Origin of the sequence: Nocardia transvalensis NBRC 15921 (genome assembly GCF_000308875.1) — a bacterium.
Classification (GTDB): Bacteria; Actinomycetota; Actinomycetes; order Mycobacteriales; family Mycobacteriaceae; genus Nocardia; species Nocardia transvalensis.
Map to the genome: position 1 here is coordinate 19,726 of NZ_BAGL01000018.1, position 15,540 is coordinate 35,265.

The window sequence follows — 15,540 nt, forward strand, 5'->3', positions numbered from 1 at the left end:
GGAGACAACCGTGAAGTACATGCTGATCATGCGTGCCACTGACGAGGCGTGGGCGAAGATGGCCGATGTCGACTTCAACGAGGTGCTCGACACCATGGGCCGCTTCAACGACGAGCTGATCCGGGCGGGCGTGCTGCTCGCCGCGGAGGGTCTCGACGACGCGCAGAAGGGCGTGGTCGTCGACTACTCCTCCGAGACGCCGGTGGTCACCGACGGACCGTACGGCGAGACCAAGGAGCTGTTCGGCGGGTACTACATCCTCAATGTGGCGTCCCAGGAGGAGGCCGTCGAGTGGGCCAAGCGGATGCCGATGACCGGTCCGGGCATCAAGACGGAGATCCGGAGGGTCCCCAGCATCGACGAGTTCCCGCAGGACAATCAGTGGGTCAAGAAGGAGCGGGAGTGGCGCGAGGCCACCGGCCAGCTCTGAGCGGGCCGGTCGATCCCGCGAGCCGCGCGGATGTGGCCGCGGTCTGGCGGATCGAATCCGCGCGGATCGTCGGCGCGCTGGCGCGCTACACGGGTGATTTCGCGCTGGCCGAGGATCTCGCGCAGGAGGCCCTCGCCGAGGCACTCGTCACCTGGCCGCGCGACGGTGCGCCGCGCAATCCCGCGGGATGGCTGCTCACCGTCGCCCGGCGGCGCGCGATCGACGGGTTCCGCCGCCGCGCCGCCCTCGACGACAGGTATGCCGCCCTCGCTCGCGACTTGAGTGAGGGCGGCATCGTCGCTGGCGGCGCGGGCACGTCGAGGAGTAACGGGGTGGGCGCGGCGGCGAGTGAGGATGCGGGGACGTCGGCACATGGCGACACAGACATGCTGTGGGACCCGGACCTGATCGACGACGACGTCCTCGCCCTCATGTTCATCTCCTGCCACCCCGTGCTGTCGCGGGAGGCGAGGGTCGCGCTGACCCTGCGCGTGGTCGGGGGCCTGACCAGCGACGAGATCGCCAAGGCCTGCCTGGTGCCGACCGCGACCGCGCAGGCCAGGATTACTCGGGCCAAGAAGACCCTCGCCGCGGCCCGGGTGCCGTTCGAGGTGCCGCCGCCCGAGGAGCGGGCCGGGCGGCTCGTCTCGGTGCTCAGCGTGATCTACGTGATCTTCACCGAGGGGTCCTCGGCCAGTTCCGGCGACGCGCTGATCCGGGTCGATCTCGCCCGCGAGGCACAGCGTCTCGCGCGCGTGCTGTCCCGGCTGATGCCCCGGGAGCCCGAGGTGCACGGACTGCTGGCGCTGCTCGAACTCACCGCGGCCCGCTTCCCCGCGCGCACCGGTCCGGACGGCGAACCGATCCTGCTCGAGCAGCAGGACCGGCGTCGCTGGGACCGGGCCGCGATCGTCCGGGGACGGGCCGCCCTGGCGCGCGCGGCGCAGGTCGGCCGCGGGCTCGGAACCTACGGCCTCCAGGCGGCGATCGCCGAATGTCATTGTGTGGCACCGTCGGTCGAGGAGACCGACTGGGAACGCGTCGTGCTCCTGTACGAGGCGCTGGGCCGGCTCGCGCCGTCACCGGTGGTCGAACTCAACCGGGCGGTCGCGGTCGCCATGGCACAGGGTCCGGCCGCCGCGCTGTCGATCGTCGACGAACTGGCGGCGTCCGGAGCCTTGCCGACCTCGCACCTGCTGCCCACCGTGCGCGGGGAACTGCTGACCCGTTTGGGCCGCACCTCCGAGGCGCGCGCGGAACTGGAGCACGCCGCCCGGCTGTGCGCCAACGAGCGCGAGCGGTCGGTGCTCGAACGCAAGATCGGTGCCTTGGGCTGATACCCAAGGCACCGAACAACTCAGGGGAGCAATGCTTCCCGCACGGCTCAGCGACCGCTGTGGCTGTGCTGCCCGCCGCGCGATTTGGCCGCGGTGGGCTGGGCGGCGGCGCCCTTCCGGCCGGCCTCCGACGGATCGGCGCTGTGTGCCGAGCCGAAGCTGCCGGTACTGGCCAGGCCGCCCTTGCGTGCTTGCTTAGCGGTGTCCGGCCGATTACCGAACTGGCCGCGATTCTTGGGATTCGGCATGGTCGTCCCTCCTCTCCGATCCTCAGTAGGAGCCACGAGGGGCTCGTTACGCGTGTGCCCGGACATCGGGGAGTCAAACGGCGCGACGGAAATACATTTAGCGGCGGGAGCCGCCCGTCAGCTTCCAGGCCGCGACGGTGAGCACCAGCGCCGCCGCCAGCCCGCCGACGATCAGGATCGTCAGCAGATTCTCGTTGTGGTGCTCCTCCGTGGTGGCCGAGCCGGTGTCGCGCGGCGGCGGGGAGGCCACGGCCACATTGGTATTCGACGAGGTCGACGCCTCGTCCGGCAGGGTGCCGACGGAGGCGTCCGAAGCCAGCGCGAAGCCGTAGTCGAGCAGGCGCGCCGCCTGCTCGGGCGGGCGGATGGGCAGCACGTCGGCCTTCAGCAGGGTCACGACGAGCCGGTGCCCGTTGCGCTCGGCGGCGGTGACGAAGGTCTGGCGGGCGTCGTCGGTGTATCCCGTCTTGCCGCCGAGGGTGCCCTCGTAGTCGTAGAGCAGATGGTTGTCGTTGGCGATCGGGAAGCCGGGATGGTCCTGATCGCCGGGGATCTTCGGATCGGCCGGGAAGCCGGGGAAGTCGACCTGCTCGGTGTGAATCAGCTCGGCGAAGGTCGGAATCGACATCGCCTCGCGGAACAGCGCGGCCAGGTCGTAGGGCGACGTGCTCATGCCGGGACCGTCCAGGCCGGACGGGGTGGCGGCGCGAGTATCCAAGGCGTGCAACCGCTTTGCCAGGTCGTTCATCTTGGCGACGGTCGCCTTCTCGCCGCCGAGCTGTGCCGCGACGGCGTGCGCGGCGTCGTTGCCGGAACACATGATCAGCGCCTGCATCAGCTGCTTGTTGGTGTAGCGGCCGCCGGGGCCGATGCCCACGCGGGTGCCGTCGGCGTTGGCGTCCTCCTGGGTGCCCACCACCACCTTGTTCAGGTCCAGGCTGCGCAGGGCGACCGCGGCCAGCAGCACCTTGATGGTGGAGGCGGGCCGGTAGCGGCCGTGCGGATCCTTCGCGGCCAGCACCCGGCCGCTGTCGAGGTCGGCGACGAGCCAGCCGGTGGCCGAGATGTCGGCGGGCACCGGTGGCGCGCCGTCGGGCAGCACCAGCCCGCACCCGCCCAGTTTGTCGCCGCCGATCGGGGGCGACGGGACGGGGAGGGGCGCGGGGGCCTCCTCGCCCGGCTCGGGGACCTCGGAGGTGTCGATCGCCGGCGGCGTTGCCGTCTTGTTCGGGCAGCCGTCGGTATTGGGCGTGGTGAACGGCGCCGTGGTGGAGGCGGACGGAGCAGCCGCGGCGAGGGGCGCGACGGCGCCGGTCGCGGCGGTGGCGCCGATGAGCCCGGACGCCAGCGCGGCGGCCGCGAACGAAATGGGGCGGCGGAAGCGCCGGGACATGCACGTACTCATCGCCTGCGAGCTTATGCGGCGCCGCGTCGTAGCGCTCCCGGCCGTCCCCACTGGGACATCCAGGTATTGACATACCCTACAAACTGGAAGCTACTATCAAAATAGATAAACCTCCAAATGATTGGAACTGTCATGAAGACCTTGAAGTCGCGGGAGGGGATCGCGGCCGTGGGTACGGCGGGCGAGACCGGCGGCAAGGCGCGCTGGCTGGCGCTGGGCGCCCTGGCGGTCGCGATGCTGACCATCGGATTGGACACCACGGTGCTGGTGGTGGCGCTGCCCACGATGGCCGTCGATCTCAGCGCGAATACCGCTGCGCTGCAATGGTTCACAACCGCGTACACGCTGGCGCTGGCGGCTTTCATGCTGCCCGCGGGCGCGCTCGGCGACCGCTACGGCCGCAAGAAGTTCCTGCTCGTCGCGCTGGCGGTGTTCGGGGCGGCCTCGGTCTGGTGTGCGCTGGCGAGTTCGTCGGGTGAGCTGATCGCGGCCCGGGCGGTACTGGGCATCGCGGCCGCGACCATGATGCCGCTGTCGATGTCGGTGTTGCCGACGATGTTCCCCGAACCGGCGGAACGGCAACGGGCATTGACGATCTGGGTCACCTCGACCGCGATCGGACTGCCGCTGGGGCCGATCGTCGGTGGCTGGCTGCTGCAGCACTTCTGGTGGGGGTCGGTCTTCTTGCTGAACGTGCCGCTGGTGATCGTCGGGCTCGCCGCGGTGGCGGCGCTGGTTCCGGAATCCCGGAGCGACAACCGGTTCCCGATCGATCTGCCGGGCGTGGTGCTGTCGGCGGGCGGAATGCTCGGGCTCACCTACGGATTCATCCGCTTCGGTGCGCAGGGCTGGAGCGACGGCATCGGCTGGGCGACCGTGGCGGGCGGAGTGGTCGTCCTGGCGGCGTTCGTGCTGGCGCAGCGCCGGGCCGCGCATCCGCTGGTGGATCTGGCGCTGTTCCGTGCGAACGGGTTCCGCTGGGGCACAGGGTTTTCCATCCTGGTGCAGTTCGCGATGCTGGGCCTGTTCTTCACGGTCCCGCAGTACTTCCAGGAGGTTCTCGGCACCGACTCGCTGGGCAGCGGAGTGCGCCTGCTGCCGCTGATCGGCGGCCTCGTCGTCGGCACCCGCATCGCGGACAAGCTGCTGCCGAGGTTCGGGTTGCGGGCGGTGCTCACCACCGGCTTCGCCGTGCTGACCGCGGGGCTGGTGCTGGGCGCGCTGACCTCGGTGGACAGCGGATACGGCTACACCTCGGTCTGGATCACGCTGCTCGGTGTCGGTATGGGATTCGTCATGCCCTCGGCGATGGGTATGGCGATGGGCGAACTGACCCCCGAACGCGCCGGATCCGGGTCGGCGTTGCTGCAGGCCGTGCGGCAGGCCGGAGGCACCATCGGCGTCGCGGTCCTGGGGACAGTGCTGGCCACGCAGTACCGGTCCGAGCTGGGTGGTTACAACCACGAACCGGTGTCGGACGGGGTCAGCGCGGGCGTCGCGGTGGCGCGCACGATGGGCGATTCGGCGATGCTCGGACATGTGCAGTCGGCGTTCGTGAGTGGTATGAGCGCCATGCTGTGGGCGTGCGCCGGAATCTGTGTGATCGCGGCCGTCCTCGCGGCGATCTTCACCCGCGGCCGGGTACCGGACACTCCGGATGCCGCGGGTGCGGGACAATCTGTCCATGTCGGCTGAGTCGAAGGCACCGCCAGCGCGGGCTCATGGCGGGGCGTCGCCCCGCATGGGCCTGCGTGAGCGCAAGAAGGAGCGCACCCGCCACACCATCCGCACCGAGGCGTTCCGATTGTTCCGCGAGCAGGGCTACAACGAGACGACCGTGGAACAGATCGCGGAGGCCGCGGAGGTCTCGCCGAGCACGTTCTTCCGCTATTTCCCGTCCAAGGACGAACTGGTGCTGGCCGACGATCTGGATCCGCTGATGATCGAGGCGCTGGCGCGGCAGCCGGCGGACCTGACCATGCTGGAGGCGTTCCGCAACGCCACGCAGGATACGTTCTCGTCCATCGGCGAGGAGATGTTCGCGTTCGAGCGGCAGCGGGTGGCGCTGATCCGCTCGGTGCCGGAGCTGCGCGGCGCGCTCGCCAGGGAATTCGAGCGCAGCGTCCGGATGGTCGCGGATCTGACCGCCGAGCGGACCGGGCGCTCGCCCGACGATATCGAGGTGCGGGCCTTCGCCGGGGCCCTCATCGGCGCCGCGCAGGCGGCATTGCTCGACCGCGATCCGTTCGACAGCGAGACCGTCACGCGCGTCATGGACTTCCTCGCCGAGGGCATGCGGTTCCAGCCGGTCACCCGCGGTCGGCCGCGGCCCCGCTGAGGTGCGGCGCGACCGTCTCCTCGGTCGTCGACGCGAAGAACTCGCCCACCACGTCCTCGATCTCCGCGACCGATTCCGCGCAGTACAGCACCGGTTGATAATGGGTGATGTCGTAGGTGCGCGTGCCCATCTCCGCGATGTTCAGCGGCCGCAGCTGGGCGTGCCGGAACTCCTCGATCTCGCCGTACGACGACAGCAGTCCCGCTCCGTAGCAACGGATTTCGCCGCCCTCGCGGACCACGCCGAACTCCATCGAGAACCAGAACACATCGGCGAGGAACTTCAGCGCCGCGTCGGATTCCAGCCGGGCCACGGCGGCTCCGACCTCGGCGTAGATCGCGGCGAACCGCGGGCTGGCCAATTGGTTGGCGTGGCCGATGATTTCGTGGAGGGCGTCGGGTTCGGGGGTGTACAGCGGGGCCGAATGATGGCGAATGTACTGGGTGGAGTGGAAGATCCGGTCGGCGAAGGAGCCGAAGAATTCGCGCAGCGGCACCAGGCCGGCGGCCGGTACGTATCGGAAACCGCTGAGCGGCATCAGCTTTGCCGAGACCTCGTCCAACTGCGGGATGCGGTCGTCCGGTAGATCGAGGCGCTCGGCGGCGGCCAGGACCTCCGCCGAGGCGTAGGCGCGGTGTTTGCGCGCCAGCTCGGCGGAGGCGATCCGCCAGACCTCCTGCTCCTCGTCGGTGTAGTCGATACGCGGTGTCGATTCCCCCGATCGGTACGCCAGCGCCCGGGCGGCGATCGCATTTCGGCGGGCCCGGTAGTCCGGGTCGTTCACACCGGGATGCTCGTCGCTCAGGTGCACCGTGACGTCACCGTCTGCCCCGGTGGTTACCGGGGAGTACAGCTGAGCTTCGTTGAACATGCCTAAATGCAAGCACTGCTGAGCTGATCAGACAATGAACTGCCGGCTAGATGGGCAATGTGCCTAGTTCAGTGGCCGTGCAGCGAATGCACCACCGCGTGGCCCTTGCCGCGGCCGATCATCCACTTGTTGACCGGCGTGGTGATGACGAAGGCCACGGCCAGCGCGAAGATCAGCGAACCCCAGAACAGGCCGTCGGCCAGCCCGGCGTCCATCGCGCCCGGCACCGCCAGCACCACCGCGTTGTCGACGATCTCCATGACGATGATCGACACGGTGTCGGCGGCCAGCGCCAGCGATACCGCCGCGCCCAGCCCTAGGCCCGCGGCCAGCGCGCCCCGCATGGTCAGGCCGTAGCCGAAAACGAAGGCCAGCACGATCGCCAGCACCATGGTCGGCGCGTTGTGCCAGCCGAGCGCGGTGCCGATGACCAGGCCGAGGATCTCGCCGATGGCACAGCCGGTGAGGCAGTGCAGCGTGGCGCTCGCGGCCATCTTCCACGTCGCGGGGGCGTGGGTGGCCATGGTGTGTCCGCTGTGCGACTCCGTCTCGGGTCGATGCCCGCCGTGATCGTGGTGCTGATGCGATCCGGCGTGTTCCGTGTGATCGTCCTGCATGCCTCGAACAATACCCCTATGGGGTATATTGTCAACCCCATGGGGGTATGTGGCATGGCCTGTCGCGGACTTGCCGGATTTTTCCGTTTCGAAACCGATCTCTTCGCAATGATCTTGGTATCGTTGGCCCGCTAGATTTCAGATATGAGCTGTGCCACACAACTGTTTCGACGGTAAGGAGTGTGCAGGTCATGACAATCGCCAGCGGGGTACTGAGCCGCAAGCTGGATCGAATCTTCCGATTTCTCGACGCCGACGGGGACGGCGAACTTCGCCCCGAGGACGTGACCGTCCTGGCCGCTCGCCTCGCCGGCGCGTTCGACGCTCCTGGCGACAGACCCAAGATCGACGCGCTGGAACGGGCGCTCGCCGAGATCGTCCGGACCGATGTCATGCCGATGGACGCCGACGGCAACGGCGGCGTCGACATCCGCGAATTCGGGGCGGGCTTCCGCCACGCGATCGACAACGGCCCCGAGGCCATGCTGAGCCGGTTCGACGTCATGGTCGACGCGTGGATGAACCTGGCCGACTCCAACGGCGACGGCGTCATCGACCAGGCCGAATTCACGCGGATGTACACGATGACACTGGGCGTGCCCGCCGACGACCTCGCGATCGCCTTCGCCAAGCTCGACCGCGACGGCAACGGAACGCTGGACCGCGAGGAGATTCGCACGGCGACTCGCGAGTACTACACCAGCGACGACCCCGCGGCGCCGGGGAACTGGTTGTTCGGTCCCATGTGAGATGCGCCGGGTGTGGGCGGGGTGATTCCGCGCCCGCATCCGGTTCCACAATGTAAGGGGGCTGGTTGTGGTTGTGTCCAAATCGTCGGAGCGCATCGAGAGAGCCGACTCTTCAACTGTTGTACCCGCTGCGGATCCGCTGACGGATGTTGTTGCCGCGCAATCGGATCCGATGGTCGCGGAACCGGCGGGCCTGACCCAACGGCTCGAACGGCACCGAGCGCGGGTCGCGGCCGACTGGTGTGGTGCGGACCTGTTCCGGGACCGGCCGCCGATCGGCGCTGCTGATATCAACTTGATGAGCAACGATTACCTGGCCCTGGCCGGGCATCCCGCGGTGGTCGACGCGCAGGTGGCCGCGCTGCGCCGTGGCGGCGCCGGGGTGATGATGTCGGCGATATTCCAGACCGACCATGATCCCGACCGTGCGTTCGAGGCGCGGATGGCGTCGCTCTGGCAGACCGAGACCGCGATCCTGTGCCAGTCCGGCTGGGCGGCCAATATTGGCCTGCTTCAATGTATTTCGAGCAAAGACAGCCCCGTGTACATCGACAAGATGGCGCATGCCTCGCTGTGGACGGGCATCGTCGGCGCGCGGGCGCGGCCGGTGCCGTTCCCGCACAACGATGTGGATGCGCTGGCCGCGTCGATCCGGAAGTCCGGGCCCGGGGTGATCCTGGTGGACACCGTGTACAGCATGCTCGGCGATCGCTGTCCGCTGCGCGAGGTGGTGGAGATCGCCGAGCGCTACGGGTGCCAGGTGGTGGCCGACGAATCGCATGCGCTCGGTGTCTGCGGGCCGGGCGGCGCGGGCCTGGTCGCCGAATGCGGCCTCGGGTCGCGGGTGGCCTTTCGTACGGCCAGTCTGTCCAAGGCATTCTGCGGGCGCGCGGGGATCATCGGCTGTTCGCGCCGGCTCGCGGAGTTCTTTCCGGTGACCGCCTGGTCGGCGATCTTCTCCTCCAGCGTGCTGCCGTGCGACGTGGCCGGACTCGACGCCACGCTGAATCTCGTGCTCGCCGGTGATCGGCGTCGTGCGGCACTGGCGGTGGCGGCCCGGCGGCTCTGGGACGGGCTCACCGGACTGGGTTATCCGGTGGGTGACCTCGCGCCCAGTCACATCCTCGCCGTGCGCGCGGGCGCCGAACCCCGGCTGGTGGCGTTGCGCCGGGCCTTCGAATCGCGGGGCGTCTTCGGCGCGCCGTTCTGCCCGCCCGCCACGTCGGCCGAGCACACGGCATTGCGGCTGTCGCTGCACAGCGCGCTGAGCGAGGAGCACTGCGCGCGCATCCTGCGGGTAGCGGGCGAGGTCCGGGACGAGCTGAATTTCTCCTGACGGAACTACCGCCTGTCGAGATACGGTCGATCTGTTCGTCATCCTCTTCGACCGACCGTGAAACGGGTGAGTGGAGGACCTGTGCAATACATGCTGCTGATCTACGACTGCCGACGGCCCGAGCCGGACGATCCGGACTTCGCCGAGGCCCTGGCCAGGGTGAACGCCTTCGCCGACGAGTGCCGCCGGCGCGGCGTCTTCGTCTCCGGGCATCCGCTGCAGGACGAGCACGCCGCCACCACCGTCAAGGTGCGGGACGGTCGCACGATGATCACCGACGGGCCGTATGCCGAGACGCACGAGCATCTCGGCGGGGCCTACGTCCTGGACTGCCGCGATTTGGACGAGGCGCTGGAACTGGCGGCGCTGTGCCCGCTGGCCGAACTGGGCGGTATCGAGGTCCGGCCGGTCGCCCCGGTGCCGGGTCTGGACCATCGTCGCTCGGATTCGGCGGCCTCCGGAAGATGAGCGCCGCGCCCGTCCTGCAGCGGGTCTACGGCGAGCATCGGGCACGGATGCTCGCCGCGCTGGTCCACGCGCTCGGCGACTTCGAACTCGCCGAGGACGCGTTGCAGGAGGCGTGCGCGAAAGCCCTGCGCACCTGGGGAGATTCGGCCCCGGACGATCCGGTGGCCTGGCTGCTGACCACCGCCCGCAACAGCGCGATCGACCGGCTGCGGCGGGCCCGGCTCGGACGGGAGAAGCTCGCCCGGCTCGGTGCCGCGCCCGAGGTGACGACCATGACGGACGTCGGCGACGACAGCCTGCTCGAACTGGGTGACGAGCGGCTGAGCCTGATCTTCACCTGCTGCCATCCGGCCCTGGCCGAGGAGGCGCGGGTCGCGCTGACCCTCCAGGCCGTGGCCGGGCTGACGGCCGGGCAGATCGCCCGGATGTTCCTGGTGGGCGAATCGACCCTGGCCCAGCGGCTGGTGCGGGCGAAACGGAAGATCCGCGATGCCGGCATCAGCCTGGCGGTGCCCGCGGATCCGGTACTGCCCGAACGTCTTTCGGGTGTGCTGGCGGTGATCTACCTGATCTTCACCCAGGGCTACACCGCCGCCCCGGATCGCCCCGAGCACCGTGCGCTGCCCCGGGAGGCAATCAGGCTCGCCAAGCTGGTGGCCACGCTCATGCCCGACGAGCCCGAGGCGCTCGGAATGGTCTCGCTTCTGCTGCTGCAGGATTCGCGCACTGCCGCGCGGTACGACGAGGCCGGTGCTGTGGTGCTGCTGGCAGACCAGGACCGATCGCGCTGGGATCGCGCCGAAATCGCCGAGGCCGTACGTCTTTTGGGCCATGCGTTGCGCCGGGAAGAGCCGGGCCCGTATCAGGTGCAGGCCGCCATCGCCGCCCTGCACGCCCAGGCGGTCTCGGCCGAAGCGACCGACTGGCCCGCCATCGCGGCACTGTACGCCCGTCTGCTCGCCATGACACCGTCGCCAATCGTCGCTCTCAATCACGCTGTCGCCGTGGCCGAGTCGACGACTCCGGATGACGGGTTGGCGTTGATCGACGGGCTCGCGGGGCTCGACACCTATCACCTCCTGCACGCCACCCGAGCCGACCTGCTGCGTCGCCTCGGCCGCGAGGCGGAGGCGGCGCAGGCGTACCGGCGCGCACACGAACTCGCCGCCAATCCCGCCGACCGGCGCTTCCTCGCCGGGCGGTTACACGACCTCGACATCACGGAGTTCCGATGAGACTGTCCGTCCTCGACCACGGCCACCGTCGCCGCGCCAAGCTGTTCCTGGGATTCACCGCGGCGACCTCGCGGGTGGACAGCCCGGACATCGTGAAGATGCTGCTGTACCGGCCGGGCCTGCTCACCCGCCCGCTGCTGGACCTCACCGCCGACGCCATGCGCGGACCGTCGTACTGGACCGCGGGGGAGCGCGAATACCTCGCCATGAGCACCGCGCAGCTACACCGGTGCCCGTTCTGCGTCGACTCCCACGCCGAACTCACCCGCATCGCCGGTCAGGGGGAGATCGACCCGGACGACTCCGCGTCGGCCCGCCCCGAGCTGCGCGCAGTCCGCGAATTCCTCGACCTGATCAGCCGCACGCCGGACGAGGCGGACGCTACCGGAGTCGCCGAGGTGCCGGAACACGCGGTGCGGGAGGCGCTACGCGTGAATCTGGTGTGGAACATCGTCAACCGGCTGGCCAACGCCTTCGGCTTCGTCCTGCGAGAAGGCCAGCTGCACAGCGGAACTCGCGCCCTGCACCGCTTCGGCTATCGCTTCCCGCGCTTCCTGCTCGCAGACGGGCCCGCCGTCGATCACGGCGACGATGCGGCCAACCTCAGTTACTCGGTGCTGGAGGCCCCGGCGACCACCGACCCGGCTCTACGCGCCGCCGCCGCGACCGGCGATACTCTTCCCGAACCCGTGCAGGCCTATGCCGCATCCGTTCGCAACGCGTCCTACCGGATCACCGACGTCGACATCGAAAAGCTCACGGCTGCTGGGTATTCCGAAGACCAGATCTTCGAGATCACGGTTGCGGCGGCGGTCGGCGCAGCCCTGCGCAGCTATGACGCGGGCCTGAACGCATTGGAGCACAAAGCGACTCGCTGAGATGCGGCGTGGAGGTTCGGCTCTGTGCGCATCCCGAAAGCAAAGACCGCCCCCATCCGAAAAGACGGGGACGGCCCTTGGTCTCAAAGATTCACCGCGCGAAGAGCAGAGCGCGCTTGACTTCCTGGATGGCCTTGGTGACCTCGATGCCTCGGGGGCAGGCGTCGGTGCAGTTGAAGGTGGTGCGGCAGCGCCAGACGCCCTCGACGTCGTTGAGGATGTCCAGGCGGTCGCGGGCGGCCTCGTCGCGGCTGTCGAAGATGAAGCGGTGCGCGTTGACGATCGCGGCCGGGCCGAAGTAGCTGCCGTCGTTCCAGTACACCGGGCACGAGGTGGTGCAGCAGGCGCACAGGATGCACTTGGTGGTGTCGTCGAAGCGGGCGCGGTCGGTCTGGGACTGGATGCGCTCGCGGGTCGGCTCGTTGCCGTGGGTGATCAGGTACGGCTTCACCGCACGGAACGCGTCGAAGAACGGCTCCATGTTCACGACGAGGTCCTTCTCCACCGGCAGGCCGCGGATGGGCTCGACGGAGACGGTCAGCGCCTTGCCGCCCTTGGGCAGCATGTCGCGCATCAGCACCTTGCACGCCAGCCGGTTGACACCGTTGATGCGCATGGCGTCCGAACCGCAGACGCCGTGCGCGCACGAGCGCCGGAAGGTGAGCGTGCCGTCCAGATAGGACTTGATATAGATGAGCACGTTCAGGAAGCGGTCGGTCGGCAGGACCGGCACCTGGAACGAATCCCAATGCGCCCCTTTGTCGTCCTCCGGGTTGAACCGCGCCACCTTGACGGTGATCATGGTCGACCCGTCCGGAACGGGCGCCGGCTTCTGGTTGGCGGGAGCTTCGGCTACAGCGGTCATCAGTACTTACGCTCCATCGGCTCGTAGCGGGTCTGCACCACCGGCTTGAAGTCGAGGCGGATGTCGGCGATCAGCTTGGCGTGCTCGCCGGGCTCGACGTCCTTGTAGGCCATGGTGTGGCGCATGAAGTTGGTGTCGTCGCGATCCGGGTAGTCCTCGCGGGCGTGGCCGCCGCGCGACTCCTTGCGGTTGAGCGCGCCGACCACGGTGACCTCGGCCAGCTCCAGCAGGAAGCCCAATTCCACGGCCTCGAGCAGGTCGCTGTTGAAGCGGCGGCCCTTGTCCTGCACGGTGATGTGCTCGTAGCGCTCCTTGAGCGCGTGGATATCGGTGAGCGCCGTCTTGAGGGTCTCCTCGGTGCGGAACACCGCGGCATTGGCGTCCATGGTGACCTGCAGCTCGCTGCGGATGTCGGCGACGCGCTCGTTGCCGTGGTCCGACAGCAGCCGGGCCAGCCAGCCCTGCACGTACTCGGCGGGATCCTCCGGCATCTCGACGAATTCGGCGCGCGACGCGTACTCCGCCGCGGCGATGCCCGAGCGGCGGCCGAAGACGTTGATGTCCAGCAGCGAGTTGGTGCCCAGCCGGTTCGAGCCGTGCACCGAGACGCACGCGCACTCGCCCGCGGCGTACAGGCCCGGGACGACGTCGGTGTTGTTGCGCAGCACCTCGCCGCGGATGCGGGTCGGGATGCCGCCCATGACGTAGTGGCAGGTCGGCATGACCGGCACCGGCTCCTTCACCGGATCCACGCCCAGGTAGGTGCGGGAGAACTCGGTGATGTCGGGCAGCTTCTCCTCGAGCACGTCCTCGCCGAGGTGGGTCACGTCGATGAAGACGTAGTCCTTGTTCGGACCGCCGCCGCGGCCCTCTAGGACCTCCTTGACCATCGAGCGGGCCACGATGTCACGCGGCGCCAGGTCCTTGATGGTGGGGGCGTAGCGCTCCATGAACCGCTCGCCGTCGGAGTTGCGGAGGATGCCGCCCTCGCCGCGGACCGCCTCGGAGATGAGGATGCCCAGGCCGGCCAGGCCCGTCGGATGGAACTGGTGGAACTCCATGTCCTCCAGCGGAAGTCCCTTGCGGAACACGATCGCCATACCGTCGCCGGTCAGCGTGTGCGCGTTGGAGGTGGTCTTGTACATGCGACCCGAACCGCCGGTGGCGAAGATGATCGCCTTGGCGTGGAAGACGTGCAGTTCGCCGGTGGACAGCTCGTAGGCGACCACGCCGGTCGCGACCGGGCCGCGGTCGGTCTCGGTCATCACCAGGTCCAGCACGTAGAACTCGTTGTAGAACTCCACGTCGTGCTTGACGCAGTTCTGGTACAGCGTCTGCAGGATCATGTGGCCGGTGCGGTCGGCGGCGTAGCACGCGCGGCGGACCGGGGCCTTGCCGTGGTCACGGGTGTGGCCGCCGAAGCGGCGCTGGTCGATCTTGCCCTCGGGCGTCCGGTTGAAGGGCAGGCCCATCTTCTCCAGGTCGAGCACCGCGTCGATGGCCTCCTTGGCCATGATCTCCGCGGCGTCCTGGTCGACCAGGTAGTCGCCACCCTTCACGGTGTCGAAGGTGTGCCACTCCCAGTTGTCCTCTTCGACGTTCGCCAGCGCGGCGCACATGCCGCCCTGCGCCGCGCCGGTGTGGCTGCGGGTCGGGTACAGCTTGGTCAGCACGGCCGTGCGGGCCCGGGGCCCGGCCTCGATCGCCGCGCGCATCCCCGCACCACCGGCGCCGACGATCACGACGTCGTACCGGTGCTCCTGAATCGGTCGGGATTCACTCATGCCTGCACCTCGCTGCGCTCGGCTCCGGCATAAGCGAAGCACGCTGTGTCGATGATTCGTTCGCTGCGCTCACTCATCGTCGGGGCCTGTTCCTAACTGATGTTGGGGTCGAAGGTGAAGATGACGTAGCTGCCGACGCCCATGATCAGGATCATCGAGACCGCCAGCAGGGTCTTGAGCCAGAACCGGGTGGAGTCCTTGCGGGAGTAGTCGTCGATGACCGTCCGCAGGCCGTTGCCGCCGTGCAACTGGGCCAGCCACAGCATGGCCAGATCCCACAGCTGCCAGAACGGGTTCGCCCACTTGCCGGCGACGAACGCGAAGTTCAGCCGCTTCACGCCGCCGTCGACCATGAGCCCGATGAACAGGTGGCCGAAGACCAGCACGATCAGCAGCAGGCCGGAGAACCGCATGAACAGCCAGGCGTACTTCTCGAAGTTGTTGCCCGCGGTGCGCCGGGGCGCGCGGGGTGCGTCGAGGCTGGCGGGGATGTCGTAGGACTTGCCGAGGATGGGGGCGCTCATATCAGTGCTCCGTCAGCAGGTAGAAGAACTGGCGACCGATGCCGGCGGCACCGACCAGGATCCAGACCGCGAGGACGATCCAGAGCATCTGGCGCTGGTACTTGGGGCCCTTCGACCAGAAGTCGACGAGGATGATCCGGACGCCGTTGAGCGCGTGGAACAGCACGCAAACGACCAGGCCCATCTCCATGAAGGCCACGAGCGGGTTCTTGTACGTCTCGATGACCCGGTCGTAGGTGTCCGGGCTGACCCGCACGGTCGCGGTGTCGAGCACGTGCACGAACAGGAAGAAGAAGATCGTGACGCCGGTGATTCGATGCAACGCCCAGGACCACATGCCGGGGTCGCCGCGGTACAGCGTCTTCCGCTTCGGCTGTGCCGGAGCTTCGAGTGTGGCGGTCATTGAGTGCGATGCCTCCAACGTCGTTGATGGACACGCCGGCGAGCCGGCAAGT

The 15,540-nt window shown here is 68.6% G+C and carries 17 protein-coding genes; 9 read left to right on the forward strand and 8 right to left on the reverse strand.

Annotation, left to right across the window (positions count from 1 at the left end):
* Nucleotides 1-10: 10 nt before the first annotated feature.
* On the forward strand, nucleotides 11-430 hold the full coding sequence (locus tag ON41_RS07115) for a YciI family protein (RefSeq protein WP_040746214.1): 420 nt from the start codon (nucleotides 11-13) through the stop codon (nucleotides 428-430).
* The gene (locus tag ON41_RS07120; RefSeq protein WP_051161071.1) at nucleotides 403-1,767 is read left to right on the forward strand and encodes an RNA polymerase sigma factor; all 1,365 of its coding nucleotides are present in this window, start codon (nucleotides 403-405) and stop codon (nucleotides 1,765-1,767) included. Before ON41_RS07115 ends, ON41_RS07120 begins: the two co-directional genes overlap by 28 nt.
* A 47-nt stretch (nucleotides 1,768-1,814) precedes the next feature.
* On the opposite strand, the gene ON41_RS07125 is transcribed toward ON41_RS07120, so the two are convergent.
* Together ON41_RS07125 and ON41_RS07130 are read right to left on the reverse strand one after the other, a co-directional pair.
* Nucleotides 1,815-2,015 (reverse strand): hypothetical protein, encoded by a 201-nt coding sequence (locus ON41_RS07125; protein ID WP_040746216.1) that lies wholly within the window; start codon nucleotides 2,013-2,015, stop codon nucleotides 1,815-1,817.
* A 97-nt stretch (nucleotides 2,016-2,112) separates the two neighbouring features.
* Nucleotides 2,113-3,420: a D-alanyl-D-alanine carboxypeptidase family protein gene (locus ON41_RS07130; RefSeq protein WP_051161072.1), complete on the reverse strand. Its 1,308-nt coding sequence runs from the start codon at nucleotides 3,418-3,420 to the stop codon at nucleotides 2,113-2,115.
* Nucleotides 3,421-3,654: 234 nt separating this feature from the next.
* Between ON41_RS07130 and ON41_RS07135 the strand changes: the two genes are divergently transcribed.
* Together ON41_RS07135 and ON41_RS07140 are read left to right on the forward strand one after the other, a co-directional pair.
* Nucleotides 3,655-5,115 carry an MFS transporter gene (locus ON41_RS07135; protein ID WP_083905199.1) on the forward strand — a complete coding sequence of 487 codons (1,461 nt, stop codon included), beginning with the start codon at nucleotides 3,655-3,657 and terminating at the stop codon, nucleotides 5,113-5,115.
* Entirely contained in the window at nucleotides 5,105-5,758 is a 654-nt protein-coding gene (locus ON41_RS07140; protein WP_051161080.1) for an acyl-CoA-like ligand-binding transcription factor, read from the forward strand. The genes ON41_RS07135 and ON41_RS07140 overlap by 11 nt, the downstream gene beginning before the upstream one ends.
* On the opposite strand, the gene ON41_RS07145 is transcribed toward ON41_RS07140, so the two are convergent.
* On the reverse strand, nucleotides 5,730-6,629 hold the full coding sequence (locus tag ON41_RS07145; RefSeq protein WP_040746219.1) for a phenylalanine 4-monooxygenase: 900 nt from the start codon (nucleotides 6,627-6,629) through the stop codon (nucleotides 5,730-5,732). The genes ON41_RS07140 and ON41_RS07145 overlap by 29 nt on opposite strands.
* A 68-nt stretch (nucleotides 6,630-6,697) precedes the next feature.
* Nucleotides 6,698-7,246 (reverse strand): DUF4396 domain-containing protein, encoded by a 549-nt coding sequence (locus tag ON41_RS07150; protein WP_040746221.1) that lies wholly within the window; start codon nucleotides 7,244-7,246, stop codon nucleotides 6,698-6,700.
* A 191-nt stretch (nucleotides 7,247-7,437) separates the two neighbouring features.
* Here ON41_RS07150 and ON41_RS07155 point away from each other — a divergent pair, with 191 nt between their 5' ends.
* The 5 genes from ON41_RS07155 to ON41_RS07175 all read left to right on the forward strand — a co-directional run bounded on the left by ON41_RS07155 (nucleotide 7,438) and on the right by ON41_RS07175 (nucleotide 11,912).
* Nucleotides 7,438-7,995: an EF-hand domain-containing protein gene (locus ON41_RS07155; RefSeq protein ID WP_040746222.1), complete on the forward strand. Its 558-nt coding sequence runs from the start codon at nucleotides 7,438-7,440 to the stop codon at nucleotides 7,993-7,995.
* A 67-nt stretch (nucleotides 7,996-8,062) separates the two neighbouring features.
* Nucleotides 8,063-9,331, forward strand: a complete 1,269-nt coding sequence (gene cqsA / locus ON41_RS07160) for an alpha-hydroxyketone-type quorum-sensing autoinducer synthase (RefSeq protein WP_157185392.1) — start codon at nucleotides 8,063-8,065, stop codon at nucleotides 9,329-9,331.
* A 66-nt stretch (nucleotides 9,332-9,397) separates the two neighbouring features.
* Nucleotides 9,398-9,799, forward strand: coding sequence for a YciI family protein (locus ON41_RS07165; protein WP_246829464.1), 402 nt, complete (start codon nucleotides 9,398-9,400; stop codon nucleotides 9,797-9,799).
* Nucleotides 9,796-11,034: an RNA polymerase sigma factor gene (locus tag ON41_RS07170; protein ID WP_040746224.1), complete on the forward strand. Its 1,239-nt coding sequence runs from the start codon at nucleotides 9,796-9,798 to the stop codon at nucleotides 11,032-11,034. Before ON41_RS07165 ends, ON41_RS07170 begins: the two co-directional genes overlap by 4 nt.
* Nucleotides 11,031-11,912, forward strand: a complete 882-nt coding sequence (locus tag ON41_RS07175; RefSeq protein ID WP_040746226.1) for a carboxymuconolactone decarboxylase family protein — start codon at nucleotides 11,031-11,033, stop codon at nucleotides 11,910-11,912. Before ON41_RS07170 ends, ON41_RS07175 begins: the two co-directional genes overlap by 4 nt.
* 91 nt (nucleotides 11,913-12,003) lie before the next feature.
* Here ON41_RS07175 and ON41_RS07180 read toward each other — a convergent pair whose 3' ends face one another.
* The 4 genes from ON41_RS07180 to sdhC form a co-directional block, all read right to left on the reverse strand.
* The gene (locus ON41_RS07180; protein ID WP_040746227.1) at nucleotides 12,004-12,777 is read right to left on the reverse strand and encodes a succinate dehydrogenase iron-sulfur subunit; all 774 of its coding nucleotides are present in this window, start codon (nucleotides 12,775-12,777) and stop codon (nucleotides 12,004-12,006) included.
* A complete protein-coding gene (gene sdhA, locus ON41_RS07185) occupies nucleotides 12,777-14,543 on the reverse strand; it encodes a succinate dehydrogenase flavoprotein subunit (protein ID WP_040746293.1) in 1,767 nt (588 codons plus the stop codon). The genes ON41_RS07180 and sdhA overlap by 1 nt, the downstream gene beginning before the upstream one ends.
* Before the next feature lie 110 nt (nucleotides 14,544-14,653).
* Nucleotides 14,654-15,085 (reverse strand): succinate dehydrogenase hydrophobic membrane anchor subunit, encoded by a 432-nt coding sequence (locus ON41_RS07190; protein WP_040746229.1) that lies wholly within the window; start codon nucleotides 15,083-15,085, stop codon nucleotides 14,654-14,656.
* Nucleotide 15,086: 1 nt separating this feature from the next.
* Nucleotides 15,087-15,488, reverse strand: coding sequence for a succinate dehydrogenase, cytochrome b556 subunit (gene sdhC / locus ON41_RS07195; protein ID WP_051161073.1), 402 nt, complete (start codon nucleotides 15,486-15,488; stop codon nucleotides 15,087-15,089).
* Nucleotides 15,489-15,540: the final 52 nt, after the last annotated feature.